This is a genomic window from Actinomadura rubteroloni (assembly GCF_002911665.1).
GTDB lineage: Bacteria > Actinomycetota > Actinomycetes > Streptosporangiales > Streptosporangiaceae > Spirillospora > Spirillospora rubteroloni.
Genome location: NZ_MTBP01000003.1, coordinates 1 through 15,251, shown reverse-complemented (window position 1 = coordinate 15,251; position 15,251 = coordinate 1). Strand labels below are relative to the sequence as shown.

General features: G+C 75.4%; 14 protein-coding genes and 1 rRNA gene. 5 read left to right on the top strand and 10 right to left on the bottom strand.

Annotation, left to right across the window (positions count from 1 at the left end; all coding sequences use genetic code 11):
* Positions 1-34: 34 nt before the first annotated feature.
* The 3 genes from BTM25_RS21440 to BTM25_RS21430 all read right to left on the bottom strand — a co-directional run bounded on the left by BTM25_RS21440 (position 35) and on the right by BTM25_RS21430 (position 5,462).
* Positions 35-2,113, bottom strand: a complete 2,079-nt coding sequence (locus BTM25_RS21440; RefSeq protein ID WP_103564806.1) for an N-acetylmuramoyl-L-alanine amidase — start codon at positions 2,111-2,113, stop codon at positions 35-37.
* Positions 2,114-2,487: 374 nt separating this feature from the next.
* Positions 2,488-4,431 (bottom strand): ATP-binding SpoIIE family protein phosphatase, encoded by a 1,944-nt coding sequence (locus tag BTM25_RS21435; RefSeq protein WP_103564805.1) that lies wholly within the window; start codon positions 4,429-4,431, stop codon positions 2,488-2,490.
* 164 nt (positions 4,432-4,595) lie between these two features.
* On the bottom strand, positions 4,596-5,462 hold the full coding sequence (locus BTM25_RS21430) for a spermidine synthase (RefSeq protein WP_103564804.1): 867 nt from the start codon (positions 5,460-5,462) through the stop codon (positions 4,596-4,598).
* A 92-nt stretch (positions 5,463-5,554) separates the two neighbouring features.
* Here BTM25_RS21430 and BTM25_RS21425 point away from each other — a divergent pair, with 92 nt between their 5' ends.
* Positions 5,555-6,586 carry an MBL fold metallo-hydrolase gene (locus BTM25_RS21425; RefSeq protein ID WP_103564803.1) on the top strand — a complete coding sequence of 344 codons (1,032 nt, stop codon included), beginning with the start codon at positions 5,555-5,557 and terminating at the stop codon, positions 6,584-6,586.
* On the opposite strand, the gene BTM25_RS21420 is transcribed toward BTM25_RS21425, so the two are convergent.
* Together BTM25_RS21420 and BTM25_RS21415 are read right to left on the bottom strand one after the other, a co-directional pair.
* On the bottom strand, positions 6,568-6,972 hold the full coding sequence (locus BTM25_RS21420) for a hypothetical protein (protein WP_103564802.1): 405 nt from the start codon (positions 6,970-6,972) through the stop codon (positions 6,568-6,570). The genes BTM25_RS21425 and BTM25_RS21420 overlap by 19 nt on opposite strands.
* Positions 6,973-6,974: 2 nt before the next feature.
* Complete coding sequence (locus BTM25_RS21415; protein ID WP_103564801.1) at positions 6,975-7,829, bottom strand: SCO6745 family protein; 855 nt, start codon at positions 7,827-7,829, stop codon at positions 6,975-6,977.
* A 78-nt stretch (positions 7,830-7,907) separates the two neighbouring features.
* Here BTM25_RS21415 and BTM25_RS21410 point away from each other — a divergent pair, with 78 nt between their 5' ends.
* Both BTM25_RS21410 and BTM25_RS21405 read left to right on the top strand, forming a co-directional pair.
* Positions 7,908-8,438 (top strand): TetR/AcrR family transcriptional regulator, encoded by a 531-nt coding sequence (locus BTM25_RS21410; protein ID WP_103564800.1) that lies wholly within the window; start codon positions 7,908-7,910, stop codon positions 8,436-8,438.
* Positions 8,439-8,533: 95 nt separating this feature from the next.
* Positions 8,534-9,160 carry a pyridoxamine 5'-phosphate oxidase family protein gene (locus tag BTM25_RS21405; RefSeq protein WP_103564799.1) on the top strand — a complete coding sequence of 209 codons (627 nt, stop codon included), beginning with the start codon at positions 8,534-8,536 and terminating at the stop codon, positions 9,158-9,160.
* Positions 9,161-9,199: 39 nt separating this feature from the next.
* Here the strand turns inward: BTM25_RS21405 and BTM25_RS21400 are convergent, their stop codons facing one another.
* On the bottom strand, positions 9,200-9,385 hold the full coding sequence (locus BTM25_RS21400) for a DUF5302 domain-containing protein (protein WP_103564798.1): 186 nt from the start codon (positions 9,383-9,385) through the stop codon (positions 9,200-9,202).
* Between the two features lie 147 nt (positions 9,386-9,532).
* On the opposite strand from BTM25_RS21400, the gene BTM25_RS21395 reads away from it, so the two are divergent.
* Both BTM25_RS21395 and BTM25_RS21390 read left to right on the top strand, forming a co-directional pair.
* A complete protein-coding gene (locus BTM25_RS21395) occupies positions 9,533-10,873 on the top strand; it encodes a cytochrome P450 family protein (RefSeq protein ID WP_103564797.1) in 1,341 nt (446 codons plus the stop codon).
* 57 nt (positions 10,874-10,930) lie between these two features.
* Entirely contained in the window at positions 10,931-11,353 is a 423-nt protein-coding gene (locus BTM25_RS21390) for a DUF2795 domain-containing protein (RefSeq protein WP_103564796.1), read from the top strand.
* Here BTM25_RS21390 and BTM25_RS21385 read toward each other — a convergent pair.
* The 4 genes from BTM25_RS21385 to rrf form a co-directional block, all read right to left on the bottom strand.
* Positions 11,326-12,837 carry an FAD-dependent monooxygenase gene (locus BTM25_RS21385; protein ID WP_103564795.1) on the bottom strand — a complete coding sequence of 504 codons (1,512 nt, stop codon included), beginning with the start codon at positions 12,835-12,837 and terminating at the stop codon, positions 11,326-11,328. The genes BTM25_RS21390 and BTM25_RS21385 overlap by 28 nt on opposite strands.
* A 65-nt stretch (positions 12,838-12,902) precedes the next feature.
* The gene (locus tag BTM25_RS21380) at positions 12,903-13,655 is read right to left on the bottom strand and encodes a GntR family transcriptional regulator (RefSeq protein ID WP_103564794.1); all 753 of its coding nucleotides are present in this window, start codon (positions 13,653-13,655) and stop codon (positions 12,903-12,905) included.
* Between the two features lie 41 nt (positions 13,656-13,696).
* Positions 13,697-14,998, bottom strand: coding sequence for a UDP-N-acetylglucosamine 1-carboxyvinyltransferase (gene murA, locus BTM25_RS21375; protein WP_103564793.1), 1,302 nt, complete (start codon positions 14,996-14,998; stop codon positions 13,697-13,699).
* 145 nt (positions 14,999-15,143) lie between these two features.
* Positions 15,144-15,251: ribosomal RNA gene (rrf, locus tag BTM25_RS21370) — 5S ribosomal RNA — on the bottom strand; the annotation flags it as partial.

Sequence of the window (15,251 nt, the reverse complement as noted above, 5' to 3'; positions counted from 1 at the left end):
GCCGTTCCCCCTCGGCCGGACGGACGGTCTTTCCTCACCGCAGGGTGGCGATCCCGTCGATGCCGACGACCGGGCGCCCGGACGTCCCCGCCACCACGATCTTGATCGTGTGCTTGGCGCTGGACGACCACGCCTTCGTCCACGCGAGCTGCCGGTAGGCGGTGGTGGACGCGCGGGTGTCGAGCGTCCCGGCCTTCTTGCCGTCCACGTAGACCGTGACCGCGCCGGTGTTCTTGGCGCGCTTGACGATGAGGCCCACCGAGCGGCCGGTGAACGTCCAGGACGCGTACGCGCCGCGCGAGCTGGAGTACAGCCCGCGTCCGCCGAGGTAGGACGACGTCGTCGTGGTCCGCCAGGTGCCCTTGCGGTAGGCGCTCTGCTCGGAGACGAGCGCGGACGTCCGGGCCACCGAGGAGGTCGCCGCGTTGCCCGCCGCGTCCGTCGCCGTCAGCGCCCAGGTCGCCGAGCCCGGCTTGGCCGTCGCCGACCAGCTCGTGGTGGTCGGGGAGAACGTCTTCGCGCTCGGGGACGTCGCCCGGACGGCCGCCAGCAGCGTGTTGTCGGTGGCCTTCCAGCCGAGCGTGACGGGCACGGCGGTCGTGTTCACGGTCGAGCGGCGCAGCGCCAGCGCGGCCCCCGACCCGAACACCGGCTTCGTGGCGTCGGCGGTGACGGCGTAGGCGGGCGCGTCGGTGACCTTCCCGCCCGCGTAGACGGCCCGCAGCGCGAGCGTGTGCGCGCCGGCCGCGAGCGTCACGGCGGCGGACGTGGCGGTCCCGGCGGGCTGCGCGACGACCTTGCCGTCCACCCGGACCTCGTAGGACTCGGCGCCCGTGGCCTTCCAGCCGAGCGTCACCGCGCCCTTGGTGTAGTAGCGGGTGCCGGACTTGGCGGCCCCGGCCAGCGACGTCGCCGGGACGGGCCAGGTGATGTTCCGCGCGGCCGTCCGGATCGCGGGCAGCTTGGCGTACAGGTCGGTGCCGGGGCACTCGGTCGCGAACCCGTCGCGGTGCCCGGAGATCGTGTTGAACGTGACCTCGGTGCCGTAGGGGTACTTGCCGCCGGTGCCGTCGGGGGCGAGCGAGGTCAGCTTCGTGGTCCCGGTCGGGTCGACGCCGGTGAGGCCGAGCTTCCAGGCGGAGATCCGCGCGACGGCGTCGAGGGCGGCCGCGCTCGGCTGGACGGACGTGTAGTTCCCGAGCACCGCCACGCCCGTGGTGTCGGTGTTGAACCCGTAGGTGTGCGCGCCGTGGACCGGACGGTCCGTCCCGCCCGCGCGGCCCTCGAAGATCGTCCCGCACTTGTCGACCAGGAAGTTGTAGCCGATGTCGTCCCAGCCCTCGCTCTGCACGTGGTAGAGGAAGATCGCCCGGACGGCGGACGCCGAGTCCGCGCAGGCCACGTCGTTCCCGGTGTCGGTGTGGTGGACGAACACCGCTTTCACCGACGCGTCGTAGGTCGGCGGCGCCTTGACCAGCGACTCGTCCGCGCCCCACCCGACGCGCGCCACCAGCGCGGGCTGCGGCACGGCGGCGGCCTTCACGGTTGGCGAGTCCGACGGCGCGGGCGAACCGGCGGGCTCGACGGCGGCGGCCAGCCGAACCGGGACGGGCCGTCCGGCGGCGCGGGTCGTGGTCCGTCCGGTGCCGGGGTCGACCAGGTCGACGCGGAGCCCGGCGGGCAGCGTCCGGCCGTGCCCGGTCACGCGGACCTCGACGCCGTCCGACGGCCCGGTCCACAGCGCGCCGGTGCCGCCGCGCACGTTCTTGCCCGGCTTGTCCGGGACGTCCTGGGTCTCGGTCGTGACACTGCGCCACGGCGACCAGGTGCCCGTCTTCTGCGCCCGCGTGCGGACCCGGACCGTCCCGCGCAGTTCGGCGCGCGGCCGGTCCCAGGTGACACCGACCAGGCTGAACGGCGCGGTGGTCGCGGCGGGCAGCCCGCGCGTGTGCGCGCCGAGGTCGCGCAAGGAGCGCGCGGCGACCCGGCCGGGGTCGACGTGGGCGGCCGGCACGGCCCGGACGGGCGGCGCGTCGGCGGCGCGAAAGGCGACGATTCCGCCCGCCGCGACGAGCGCGACGGCGGACGCGCCCGCGAGGACGAGTCTCGGCATGGTTCTCCGATCGGGAGCGGGACCCGCACGGGCGGGGTCCCCGGGCCGCGCGATCGCGGCGGCCACCAAGATCCCATGATCGGGGCCGCCGAACCACCGGAGATGCGGTCTTTATCCCGATTTCAGTGCTTTGTCACACACGCCGTCGAACGGAATCCCGGCCCGCCGGTTCACCGCGCAGGACCGGCGGACCGGGCTCCGCCACCGGAACCTTGGTCACCGGCACCCCGAAGACTACTGTGCGTCATCATCCGGCACGATACGAAGCCGAAAATCACGATCGGCCGCCGACCGCGCCGGGTGTGCTTTTCCCGGCCCCGGACATCGTCCTTTTCCGAAATGGCCGCAGGAGTCGCCGGGCGGCCATTCGGCATTCACCGCGGCAGCGGCAGCTCGCACCACACGGCCTTCCCGCCGGGCGTGCAACGCACGCCCCACCGCCGCGACAGCCGCGCCACCACCTGGAGGCCCCGGCCGCCGTCGGCGCAGACGTCCTCGCCCGCCCGGACGCGCGGCTGCCCGTCGTAGGAGTCGAACACCTCCAGGACGAGCCCGCCCTCGCGGATCAGCCGCAGCGTGATCGGCCCGCCCGCGTGCCGGTAGGCGTTGGTGACCAGCTCCGACGCCAGCAGCACCGCCGTGTCGGCGAGCGCGCCGAGGCCCCAGCGGCGCAGCCGCTCGCGGACCAGCCCGCGGGCGCGGCGCGCGGCGGCGGGCTCGGCGGGCAGCGCGAACGCGACGTGGTCCTCCTCGGGGATGCGGTGCAGCCGGGCGAGCAGCATCGCGATGTCGTCGCGCTGGTGGTCGTCGAAGACGCCGTCGAGCGTCTCGCGGCACAGTTCGTCCAGGTCGCCGGCGCCCCGGTCGAAGACGGCGCGCAGCCGGTCGAAGCCCACGTCGATGTCGCGGGCGCGGTGCTCGACCAGCCCGTCGGTGTAGAGGAACAGCAGGGTGCCGTCGGCGACGGGGAACTCGCGGCTGACGACCGGGCCGTCGCCGATCCCGAGCGGCGGCGCGGGCGGGACGTCCAGGTAGGCGGCGGGCGAGCCCGGCGCGGCCAGCAGCGGCGGCGGATGCCCGGCGCTCGCGACCTCGCACCGGCCGCTGACCGCGTCGTACACGACGTAGGCGCAGGTCGCGAAGTGCGGTTCGCGCTCGCCGAGGGTGCGCATCAGGGCGTCCAGCCGCTCCAGCGCCTCGGCGGGCGGCAGGTCGAGGGCGGCGAGGGTCTGGATCGCGGTGCGGAGCCGTCCCATCGTGACGGCCGCCCGGACGCCGTGCCCGGCGACGTCGCCGACGACGAGCGCGACCCGCGCGCCGGGCAGCGCGATGGCCTCGTACCAGTCGCCGCCGACCTCGATGAGCCGTCCGCCGGGCAGGTAGCGGTGCCGCAGCTCCACGGTCGCGGGCGCGGACAGGTCGGTCGGCAGCAGGCTGCGCTGGAGCGTCAGCGCCGTCGCGCGCTCGCGCCCGTACCGGTGGGCGCACTCGACGAGGATCGCCGCGCGGCTCGCGAACTCCATGCCGACCTCGACGTCGTAGGCGTCGAACGGGCGGTGCGCGGGCGTCCGGACGCACACGAAGAACCCGAGGAGCCCGCCCGCCTCGGTGATCGGCAGCAGGAGCAGCGACGCGCCCTTGAACAGGTCCGCGACGGGCGGACGGCGCCACTCGGCGGCCAGCCGGACGGCGCTCTCGGCGTCCAGCGTGACCCGCACCGGCTCGCCCGTCGCCAGGCACCGCGCGTACGGGCTGTCGTCGGGGTACACGACGGCCTCGCCGGTCGGGAACGCCGCGTCCCACGCCGAGTCGCCGTCGTCGGTGGCCAGGGCCATCCGCCGCATCGGCGCGACGCCCGCCGCGGGCGGCTCCTCGGGGTCGAGCGCGCTCTCCAGCAGCAGCAGGCTCGCCACGTTGCACAGATGCGGGACGGCCACCTCGACCAGCCCGCGCGCGAGCAGGTCGAGGTCGAGGGTGGAGCCGAGGCGCGGCAGGGCGTCGTCCAGCAGGGCGCGGCGGACGAGCGCGGGGTCCACGAACCGCTCGGCGTGCGGCACGGGCACGCGGACGAGCGCGAGGACGGCGACCCCGTCGGGATCGGCGGCGGCGCTCAGCGGATGGAGCGTGACGACGGCCTCGTGCGCGCCGCCGGAGGTCTCGACGGAGAGCATGACGGTGCGTTCGCGTCCGCTGCGCACCGTCTCGCACAGCGGCGCGCCGGCCCCGGCGATCACCTCGTCCAGCGGGACGCCCGGCTCGATTCGCAGGACGGCCGCCGCATTTCGATCGAACTGAAGCACCTTCCCCGACGAATCCATGCCGAGAATAAGAATCCGGGTGGACGACTCCATCACTCGATTATGGGACATCCCGTCCCGTTTTGCAGGACAAACCGGCCGGATCTGCGGCATAGAATTCGGTTCGCCGTTTCCGTTAACGCTGACAGACCGCCCGGGAACGGTCCATAAAGGACGGGCGCCGCTCAGAAGGCCCCGAACACCCGTTCCGGCGGTTCGGGGGGCACGACGTCCGCCGCGGCGCGGATCGGGGCCGCGCCGCCGCCGAACGCGACGAGGTCGGCGCCGTCCACCAGCCGCGCCCGCGCGATCCCGCCCGCCGCCCGGCGCGTCAGCGCGTCGGCGGGCAGCGGCGCGCGCGACGCCGCCAGCACGATGTTCCCGAACCGGCGCCCGCGCAGCACCCCGGGGTCGGCGAGCATGAGGACGTGCGGGAACACCTCCCGCACCGTCGCCGTGACCCGCCGCGCGAACGCCAGCCGCGTCCCGTCGGCGATGTTCATCAGGTAGACCCCGGCGGGCCGCAGCACCCGCGCCGCCTCCCGGGTGAACGCCTCGGTGACCAGCTCGGCCGGGACGGTCGCGTCCGCGAACGCGTCCAGCACCACGAGGTCGTCGGACGCGTCCGGGATCGCGGCGAGGCCCGTCCGACCGTCGGTGATCCGGATCTTCACGCCGCGCACGCCCCGCAATGGCAGCCGCTCGCGCACGAGCGCGACCAGCTCGCCGTCCGGCTCCAGCACGACCTGCCGCGAGCCGGGCCGGGTCGCGGCGAGGTAGCGGGGCAGCGTGCAGCCCGCGCCGCCGACGTGGACGGCGTCGAACGGCTCGCCGGGCAGGCCGAGGCAGTCCACGATGTCGCCGAGCAGCCGCATGTACTCGAAGTCCAGGTACGTCGGGTCGGCGAGGTCCACGTAGGACTGCGGGACGCCGCCGACGATCAGGACCCAGCCGCCGTCGCGGTCGGCGTCGCGCAGCAGCTCGGCCCGTCCGCCGCCCACCGGACGCAGGTCCGGGACGGGCGTGCGGTCGTTCCTGCCTCTGCGTGCCATGCCCCCACTCTAGGAGCCCCCGGCGGCCCGGCCGCCCGCCGGATGAAGTAGGTTCTGCGGCGAACCGAATCACGTTCGAGAAGGGGGCCGCCGTGACACCGCCGCTCAGTGAGCAGCCCCCGGACTGGACGGAGCCGGGCGCGCACCCGGTCGTCCCGGGCGTCCACCGGATCCCGCTGCCGGTGCCCGTCCCGGGCCTGCACGCGGTGAACGTCTACGTGATCGACGACCCGTCCGGGCCGGTCGTCGTGGACTCCGGCTGGGCGTTCCCGGACGCACGCACTGCCCTGGACGAGGCGCTCGGGCTGCTCGGCCTGACGGCCGGGGACGTCTCGCAGTTCCTCGTCACCCACGCCCACATCGACCACTACTCGCAGGCCCTGAAGCTGCGCGAGGCGTTCGGGACGCGCGTGCGGGTCGGCCGGGGCGAGGAGCCGTCGATCAAGGCGTTCAACGCCGCCGACCGCAGCCGGCGCCAGATCGAGCTGCTGCGCCGGTGCGGGGCGCCCGACCTCGCCGCCGAGATCGCCGCGCTGGACCGGGGCGGGGAACGCTCCATCGCCGACCCGCTCCCCGACGCCTGGCTCGACGACGGCGAACGCGTCGCCCTCACCGCCCGCGACCTGGACGTCTTCGCCACCCCCGGCCACACGCGCGGCCACGTCGTGCTGCGCGACGCCGCCGCCGGGCTGCTGTTCGCGGGCGACCACGTCCTGCCGCACATCAGCCCGTCGATCGGGCTGGAGCCCGAGCCCGAGGCGAGCCCGCTGCGCAGCTACCTGGACTCGCTGCGGCTCGTCCGGGACCTGCCCGACACGCTGCTGCTGCCCGCGCACGGCGGCGTCACCGCCAGCGTCCACACCCGCGTGGACGAGTTGCTCGCCCACCACGAAGCGCGCCTGGACGCCGCCGCCGCGCAGGTCCGCGCCGGGAACACCACCGCGCTGGAGGTCGCGCGGGCGATGCCGTGGACGCGCCGCCGCCGCGCCCTGGACGACCTGGACCCCTTCAGCCGGATGCTCGCCGTCCTGGAGATCGGCGCGCACCTGGACGTCCTCACCGAGCAGCGGATTTTGGACGCGGCCGAGTCCGGCGGCGTCCGCACCTACGCCGTCCGCGCCTGACCGGCGACCCGCCGCTCCCCCTCGCGCCACAGCTCGGCGGCGTCCGCGCGGCTCGCGGGCGGCGCGGGAACGGTCCAGAAAACGAACGCGGCGTCGCTCGTCCAGCGGGCGGCGCGCGCCCGCACGGCGGCGTGCGGATCGGCGGCGGCGTAGTCCTGGAGCGCCGCGCGGTCCGTCCAGGCCGAGAGCGTCCAGAACTCGCCGCGCAGCGGGCGGGCGCGCAGCGCGACGCCGACCGCGCCGGGCGCGCGGAGCGCCTGCCGCCGCAGCCGCAGCGCGTCGAGCAGGAAGCGGGGCGACCGCCGGATCCCGCGCAGCCGGAACCGGGACGCCATCACGAGCACATCGCCCTCGGCCGGGGCGACCGTCGTCCACGGGAGTTCCATCGTCACACCTTCCCGATGCCGAGGGTGTTCTCGGCGGGCAGCAGGCCGCTGCCGACCGCCGCGATCCACACGGGCTCCAGCGCCGTCGCGAGGCGTTCGGCGGCGTCCGCGCCGAGCGCGTCGTAGGGGGCGCGGGCGAGGTCGTCGGTGCGGCGTTCGACGTCGGCGCGCAGCGCGCGGCCCGCCTCGGTCGCCGTGCCGTCCGGGGCGAGCAGGCCGCGGGAGCGAAGGCCCTCCCCGGCCGCCGCCCACTCCGCCGGCGACCAGCCCCGGCTCGCGAACACCTCCGGACGGGCCGCGCCGACGGACGCGAACGACACCAGGGACTCGGCCGGGCCGAGCCCGGCGGCGAGCAGCGCCGCGACATGGCCGTCGCCCCGGTGCTCGCGCAGGATCGTCGCGGCCTGCCACAGGACGAGATGGGGCTCGTCCGGCCAGGGCAGACCGGCGTTGGCGGCGGCGAGCGCCCGTCCCGCGAGCGGCGCGGCCTCGGCGGCGCGGCGGGCCAGGCCGGCGGCCTCGGCGACGCGCGCACCGCCGAGACCGGAGCCGAGCAGCCGCCGGTACGCCGCGTCGATCCCGCCGAGCCGCGCGTCCAGCATCCGTTCCGGCGGCGCGGTGTCCCAGGCGGCGGCCATGTGGCGCCCGACCATGCCGGGCTCAAAGCTGTAGAAGAGCGCGGTGACCGGGCCGGGGCCGACCGGCCCGAGCGGCGCGGCGCGCAGCGGGAAGTACGCGGGCCACCGCGTGTCGGAGGCATGGCCGAGCGCGCGGGTGGCGGCGGTGACCTCGGGGGCGTAGTAGACGAGCGCGTGGACCGGTTCGAGCAGGTGCCACAGGCGGCGGTCGAGGGTCATGGCGCGTCCTTCCAATCTTGTCATTGGAAAGATTCGCACGGCGCCCACGTCTTGTCAATGACAAGATAGGATCGCGGCATGAGCCCCTACCACCACGGCGACCTGCGGCGGACGCTGCTCGCCGAGGCCGCCGCGCTCATCGCCGAGCGCGGGCCCGCCGCCGTGAGCCTGCGCGACCTCGCCCGCCGCGCCGGGGTGTCGCACGCCGCGCCGGCGCACCACTTCGGCGACAAGACCGGGCTGTTCACCGCGCTCGCGGCCGAGGGCCACGACCTGCTCGCCGCCGCGCTGCGCGAGCCGCCCGCGACCGGCCTGCGCGACCTCGGCGCCCGGTACGTGGCCTTCGCGATCGGGCACCCGTCCCACTTCGCGATCATGTTCCGGGACGACCTGCTCGCCGCCGGCGACCCCGAACTGGAGGCGGCCAGGAAACGGTCCTACGCCCCGCTGCGCGACGCCGTCCCGGACGAGGACGCCCTGCTCGCGGCCTGGTCGCTGGCGCACGGCTACGCGACGCTCGTCCTCGCCGGGGCCGCCGCCGCGCCCGGGGCCGCCGCCCGCTTCCCCGCGATCGCCGCCGCCGCGGCCGTGCTCGGCGACGGCCCCTGACCCGGACACCGCGGAACAAACTCGACAGGGCTCGGCAGCGGAGAGGAGGATGGGCGGCGAACCGGCCGGACGGCCGGAGAAAGGGGCTCGTACCGGTGTCCGATCCGGCCGAGATCACCTCGCCCGACGACCTCCGCGCGCTGCTCGGCGCGCCCAAGCCCCGCGCGGTGTCCAAGGAGCGCGTCGTCCTGCACCCGCGCGACCGCGAATGGCTCGCCGCGTCGCCGTTCTGCGTCCTCGCCACCAGCGCCGCCGACGGCTCCTGCGACGCGTCCCCCAAGGGCGATCCGTCCGGCTTCGTCCATGTGGTGGACGACACGACGATCGCCGTCCCCGAGCGTCCCGGCAACCGGCGGGCCGACGGCTACCTGAACATCCTCGCCAACCCGCACGTCGGGCTGATCTCGCTCATCCCCGGCCGCTCGGAGACACTGCGGATCAACGGCCGCGCGCGGCTGCTGCGCGACGCCCCCTACTTCGACCAGATGATCGTCAAGGGCCACCGGCCGATCCTGGCGGTGGAGATCGAGATCGAGCAGATCTTCTTCCACTGCGCGAAGGCGTTCCTGCGCTCGGAACTCTGGAAGCCCGCGACCTGGCGGCCGGACGTGCTGCCGTCCCACGCCCGCCTGGTCAAGGAGGTCCAGACGACCCCCGAGTCGGTGGAGGAGCTGGAGCGCTACTACGGCGCCGCCTACTCCGAGCAGCTCTACCGGCAGTGACGCGAGGGGCGGACCCGGTCGTCGGGTCCGCCCCGGCGGTCAGCCGCTCTTGCGGCGGAACTGGCGCTGGTGGTCGGCGCGCTCGTGCGCCCCGCGCACCTTGCCGCCCTTCCCGCCGCCGGCGCCCTGCCGGTCCGCCGCGGCGCCGCGTTTGCGCTCCAGAGCCTCCCGGAACCGCTTCTTCAGCTCTTCCGGGCCGCCGTTGTCGTCGGTCGAATCGGCCATCGTGACCTCCGGGTGTCATGGGATCGGGACAGTTGCGCGGGAACCAGCCTCGCACGCCCGGCGGCCCGGCGGACCGGCGCGGTGCCCGGCCGGGCATTTCACGAGGAACTGATCACATCGCCCGGCCGTCCTCTAGAGTCGGGGCCGATGGAGCCACTGACGCCGGACGAACCGGCCCACCCCCCGCTCGCCCGGCTGGCCGTCGAACCGCTGCTCACGGGCGCGGGAGAGGCGCGGCACACCGCGTTCCACGACGATCTGCGCGCCCGCTACGGGCCCGTCGCCCCGGTGGACGCGGGCGGGGTGCCGGCGTGGCTCGTCCTCGGCTACCCGCAGATGCTCGACGTCCTGCGCGACGCGCGCGGCGTCTGGAGCAAGGACCCCGCCGCGTGGCGGGAGCGTGAGGGCGGCCGCGTCCCGGCGGACTGGCCGCACGCCCCGCAAGCGGCGACCGGCTCGGCGCTGTTCGCCGACGGCGCCGCCCTGGACCGGCTGCGCGCCGCGTGGGCCGCCGCGCTCGCGGTGCTCCAGGACCGCAAGCGCCCCGAGGCACGGGCGCTGGAACGCGGCGTCGCGCGGGACGCCGACGAGCTGATCACCGCGCTCGTCCGGACGCACGGCGCCACCGGCACCGCCGACCTCGCCGCCGGGTACGCGCGTCCGCTTGCGCTGCTGGCGACGCTCCGGCTGCTCGGGCTGCCCGACGGCGTGCGCGCCGACCTCGCCGTCCTGCTCGGCGAGGGCCCGGACGCGTCCGCGGCCGCCGAGCGGGTCGCCGCCGCCGTCCGGGAGCGGTGCGCGCAGGCGAGGGAAGCGCGCGGCGCGGACCTGGCGTCGCTCCTGCACGCCGCCGACCCGGGCCTGACCGCCGACGAGCTGGCCGGGGAGGCGATGCTCGCCGTCCGGTGGGTCGGCGGGCACACCGGCGCGCTGATCTGCTCGACGATCCTGGAGGCGTCCGGGGACGGCGCGGGCTCGGCGGGCGGGCTGCTCCCCGAGGCCGTCAACCGGGCGGCGCTGCACGCTCCCCCGGCGTCCTACCTGACGTTCCGCTGCCCGCGCTCAGGCGTCCGGCTCGGCCGCTACCACCTCGCCGCGGGCGACCCGGTGCTGCTGTCGACGGCCGCCGCGCACGCCGACCCGTCGTTCGCCGGGGGCCTGCCCGCCGACGCCGTCCACAGCTCCCGCGCGCACCTGGCGTGGGGCGCGGGGCCGCACGCCTGCCTCGGCCGCGACCTGGCGACGGGCCTCGCCGTCCTCGCCGTGGAACGGCTCGCGGCGGCGCTGCCGGTGCTGCGGCCCGCCGTGCCGCGCGACGAGCTGGAGTGGCGGGCGACACCGCTCGTCCTCGCGCCCCGGGAACTGCCGATGCGCTACGAGGCCGCCGTGGACCCCGGCGCGGACGCCGCCGGGGCGGCCGATCCCGAGCCGTCGCCGCGCCCGTCCCGGCGCCGCCTGCGCCTGCCCCGCAGGAGCCGGGACGCCTGACGGTTCAGCCGCCGATGACCGGGAAGGGGGTCGCACCTGACGGAAGGAGGACCCCCAATGGGCGAGCAGCAGACCGGCAAGCACGGCCCCCAGCTCGACGACGAGCTGGAGCGCGAGACCCGCGGCATGGTGACCGGCGGGCACGCCACGCACGCCGACGAGTTCAGGGAGACCGAGCCCGTCTCCGACGACGCCGTCTGGGATCCGGCGGCACGGCCCGACCCGGCGCAGCCCGACGACCTGCAGAGCGGATCGCCGCCCGGCATGAGCACCGCCGACGTCGACCGGCGCAGCGCCCTCGCGCGCGTGCTGACAGGCGTCCGCTACCCGGCGTATCCGGACGAACTCCTGGCGCACATCGGCGCCGACGCGCCCGACGCGGCGGCCGAGAGCCTCGCCGACCTGCCCGACCGGCCGTACGAGAACCTCGCCGACATCGCCGAGGAACTCGGCTACGGCCGGGAGAGCCACCGGTTCTGACCCGCCGGAGCCGCCGTCCCGGCGGGCGGTCCGGCCCAGCCGGCGAGCGCGTCGCGGACGGCGGCGGCCCTGGCGTCCGGCGCGGTCTCGTCCGTCGCCCACGCGATGTGGCCGTCGGGCCGGACGAGCACGGTCGCGCGCGTCCGGCCGCCCGCGACGGCGTACCGGACGCGGCCCGGCCAGCGCTGCTCCACCAGGTAGCCGAGCGCGGGGTCGTCAGCGGCGGCGACCAGGACGAACGTCCCGTCGCGCAGCGCCTCGAACAGCCGTCCGGCGCCGCGCGCCAGCGGCACGTCCGGCGCGCGGCGGCCGGTGAGCGGATGCGTCCCGCGCGGCGCCGGGTAGGCGGTGGCGAGCCCGGACGCGACCAGCGCGACCCGCCGCCGGATCGGCGGCAGCGCCGCCGCGCGGACCAGCACCGGCCGCGCCGCGCGCAGGACGGGCGACCGGGCCAGCAGCAGCCGCATCAGCGCGCCCGTCCCGGCGACGATCTGGCGCCCGACCGGGTGGCGCTCGGCGTGGTAGCCGTCCAGGAGCGTGTCGGGGGCGTGGCCGCGCAGCACGGCGGCGAGCCGCCAGGCGAGGTTCGCGGCGTCGTGCAGGCCGATGTTCATGCCCTGCCCGCCCACCGGGGAGTGGACGTGGGCGGCGTCGCCCGCGAGCAGCACCCGGCCCGCCCGGTAGCGGGGGACCTGGCGTTCGTCGGTGCTGTACCGGGACGTCCAGCGCGCCGCGCCGAGCCCGAAGTCGGTGCCGTGGGCCTTGCGGAGGGCGGCGCGCAGCGCGTCCAGGTCGACCTCGCCGGTGCCGGCCGCCCGGTCGTCGTCGTCCCACGCGACCGCGCGGTACCAGCCGTCGCCGAACGGGACGATCACGGCGAACACGTCCCGTCCCACGCCGAACTGGAAGATCTCTTCGGGTTCCGCGTCGAGCCGGACGTCGGCGAGCATCACCTCGCGGGCGGCGGACGTCCCGCCGAACGGCAGGCCCAGCGCCGCGCGGACCGCGCTGTGCGCTCCGTCCGCGCCGACCGCGTAGGCGGCCCTGCGGACCCCGGTCGTCCCGTCGGCCGTCCGGACGTGCACCGCGACGCCCTCGGCATCCTGCCGCAGCCCGGTCACCTCCACGCCTTCCTGGAACCGCGCGCCCGCCGCGACGGCCCGGTCGCGCAGGACGCGCTCGGTCTCGTACTGCGGGGTGACGAGGACGAACGGGAACCGTCCCGGCAGCCCGGACAGGTCAATGCCGACATGCCCGAAGAATCGGATCTGCCGGACGCGGCGGCCGGTGCGCAGCAGCGCGTCCGCGATCCCGCGCATGTCGAACAGCTCCAGCGTCCGCGCGTGGACGGCGAACGCCCGGGTCAGCTCCGACGGCCCCACCCGCCGCTCCAGGACGGTGACGTCCACGCCCGCCGCGGCGAGATCGCCCGCCAGCAGCAGCCCGGTCGGCCCGGCCCCCGCGATCAGCACGTTCTCCGGCATGCGCGTCCCTCCCTCGTCCCGTCGGGAGGGTCATGCCCAGCGCGCGGCGCGGCGAACGCCTCGCGTCAGCGCGGACGCCAGTCCCCCGGCCCGTGACCTCGCGGTTCGAGACCGAGATGGATGCGGTACCGGTCGGCGCGGTAGGTGGCGGTCGCCACTTCGACGCAGACGTCCCGGCTGAAGGTGCGCTGGAGCAGGAAGAACACGGCGCTGCCCGGCGCGACGCCGAGGAGCCCCGCCTCGTCGGCCTCGACCGGGCCGGCCTCGATCGTCTGCTCGCCCGCGTCCAAGACGATCCCGTGGTCCTCCGCCAGGACCGCGAACAGCGACCGGTCGGAGACGCCGCCGTCCAGCAGGCCCGGCGCGAGCGACGCGAGGATGCAGGACTTCTCGACGGCCATCGGCTCGTCGTCGGCGAGCCGCAGCCGCTCGATCTGGTGGACGGGCGTGCCCGGGTCGGCGCCGAACAGCCGCGCCAGCCGCGCGTCCGCCGGGACCGTCCGCGCGCCGAGCACCTTGGACGCGGGCCGCAGCCCCCGCGCCCGCATGTCCTCGGTGAACGACACCAGCTCTTTCGGCATCTGCACCTTGGGGCGCGCGACGAACGTCCCCTTGCCCGGGATGCGGCGCAGCCGGTCCTCGGCGACGAGCTGGTCGACCGCCTGCCGGACCGTCATCCGCGACACCCCGAACCGGCGGCACAGCTCCCGCTCGGACGGGACGGGCGCGTTCACCGGCAGGCGCTCCTGCTCGATCAGCTCCAGCAGGATCGCGCGGAGCTGAAGGTACTTCGGCTGGGGGCCGTCGGCATGGATCACCCCCCATACATATCCGATCCGGCGCGCGTCCGGCGCGTCGCTCAGCGGGCGCGCAGGCTCAGCCCGAGCTCACGGAACTGCTCGACCGGACGGTGGTAGCCGCGCTCGATGTGGTGGACGCCCCGCAACGTCGACGGCCCCTCCGCCACGGCGGCGGCGAGCACGGCGGAGAACCCCGCGCGGATGTCCGGCATCGTCACGTCGCCGCCGCGCAGCTTGCTGACGCCCCGGACGACCGCCGAATGCCGCGCGCCCGTGTCGTGGTACCGGCACGCCGGCCCGCCGAGGCACGTGTCGTACACCTCGATCTCCGCGCCCATGCTCTGGAGCGCGGGGACGTAGGCGAGCCGGTTCTCATAGACGGTCTCGTGCAGCACGGACATGCCGTCCGCCTGCGTGAACAGGACCATCAGCGGCGTCTGCCAGTCCGTGGCGAACCCGGGGTGCGTGTCGGTCTGGACGGCGGCGGGCAGCAGCCCCTCCGGCGCCGACGCCATGATCCAGTCGTCGGTGATCTGGAACCGCGCGCCCATCCGCGCGAGCGTCGTGATCGGCGTGACGAGCCGGTCCTGCGCGCACCCGTGGACACGCACCTCGCCCCCCGTGACAAGCCCCGCCACAAGGTAGGAGAACGCCTCGATCCGGTCCCCGCCGAGCCGCGTCTGCGCGCCGCCCAGCCGCTCCACGCCCTCGACGACGATGCGCCGGTCCGGGCTGAACGAGATCCGCGCGCCCATCCGCTGCAGGAACAGCGCCAGCTCGGTGATCTCCGGCTCGGTGGCGGCGTTGCGGATGACGGTCTTGCCCTGCGCGAGCACGGCGGCCAGCAGAACCGTCTCGGTCGCCCCGACGCTCGGGTACGGCAGTTCGATACGCGTCCCGACAAGCCGCTTGGCACGCGCATGAATGCCGTCAGCGGCCAGCGTGACCTCGGCCCCGAACGCCCGCAGCGCGTCCACATGGAAGTCGACGGGCCGCCGCCCGATCGGATCCCCGCCCACGAGCGGCACGAACGCCTCACCCGCACGATGCAGCAACGGACCGAGCATCAGAATCGGGATCCGGTTGAGCCCGGTGAACGCCTTGGGCACATTCGGCTCGACGACGTCACCAGGGACGAGCGTGATCTCGTCCCCGGAACGCTCCACCGAGGTCCCGAGATGCTCCAGCATCGCCGCAGTGATCCCGACTTCACCCACGTCAGGCGTATTGCGGATCGTGCTGGGCTCGCTCCCGAGCATGGCCGCGACCATGTGCTTGCTGACAGCGTTCTTCGCCCCGCGCACAGTGACGTCACCGCGCAGGGGCCCGGACGGTTCGATCTCCCACAGCTTGTCAGTCACCCGAACCACCCTACGGCGCCCTCGGGCTCACTCCAACCGCCACAAGGCCCCCGGCCGGCAACGCAAAAAGGGGCCCCGCCGACGGCGAAGCCCCTAGAAATGCGTTGAGGGCCATCCCTCGCGGGATGGCCCTCAACCACAATAAGTCCGGCGGTGTCCTACTCTCCCACACAGTCTCCCATGCAGTACCATCGGCGCTGAAAGGCTTAACTTCCGGGTTCGGAATGGAACCGGGTGTTTCCCTCTCGCCAAA

What these genes read in the sequence shown, in the direction of transcription:
- BTM25_RS21410 (WP_103564800.1), top strand. Translation starts at nt 7,908, where the DNA reads ATGAGCCCCTACCACCACGGCGACCTGCGGCGGACGCTGCTCGCCGAG.
- BTM25_RS21390 (WP_103564796.1), top strand. Translation starts at nt 10,931, where the DNA reads ATGGGCGAGCAGCAGACCGGCAAGCACGGCCCCCAGCTCGACGACGAG.
- BTM25_RS21395 (WP_103564797.1), top strand. Translation starts at nt 9,533, where the DNA reads ATGGAGCCACTGACGCCGGACGAACCGGCCCACCCCCCGCTCGCCCGG.
- BTM25_RS21415 (WP_103564801.1), bottom strand. Translation starts at nt 7,829, where the DNA reads ATGACCCTCGACCGCCGCCTGTGGCACCTGCTCGAACCGGTCCACGCG.
- BTM25_RS21430 (WP_103564804.1), bottom strand. Translation starts at nt 5,462, where the DNA reads ATGGCACGCAGAGGCAGGAACGACCGCACGCCCGTCCCGGACCTGCGT.
- BTM25_RS21440 (WP_103564806.1), bottom strand. Translation starts at nt 2,113, where the DNA reads ATGCCGAGACTCGTCCTCGCGGGCGCGTCCGCCGTCGCGCTCGTCGCG.
- BTM25_RS21385 (WP_103564795.1), bottom strand. Translation starts at nt 12,837, where the DNA reads ATGCCGGAGAACGTGCTGATCGCGGGGGCCGGGCCGACCGGGCTGCTG.
- BTM25_RS21435 (WP_103564805.1), bottom strand. Translation starts at nt 4,431, where the DNA reads ATGGATTCGTCGGGGAAGGTGCTTCAGTTCGATCGAAATGCGGCGGCC.
- BTM25_RS21420 (WP_103564802.1), bottom strand. Translation starts at nt 6,972, where the DNA reads ATGGAACTCCCGTGGACGACGGTCGCCCCGGCCGAGGGCGATGTGCTC.
- BTM25_RS21400 (WP_103564798.1), bottom strand. Translation starts at nt 9,385, where the DNA reads ATGGCCGATTCGACCGACGACAACGGCGGCCCGGAAGAGCTGAAGAAG.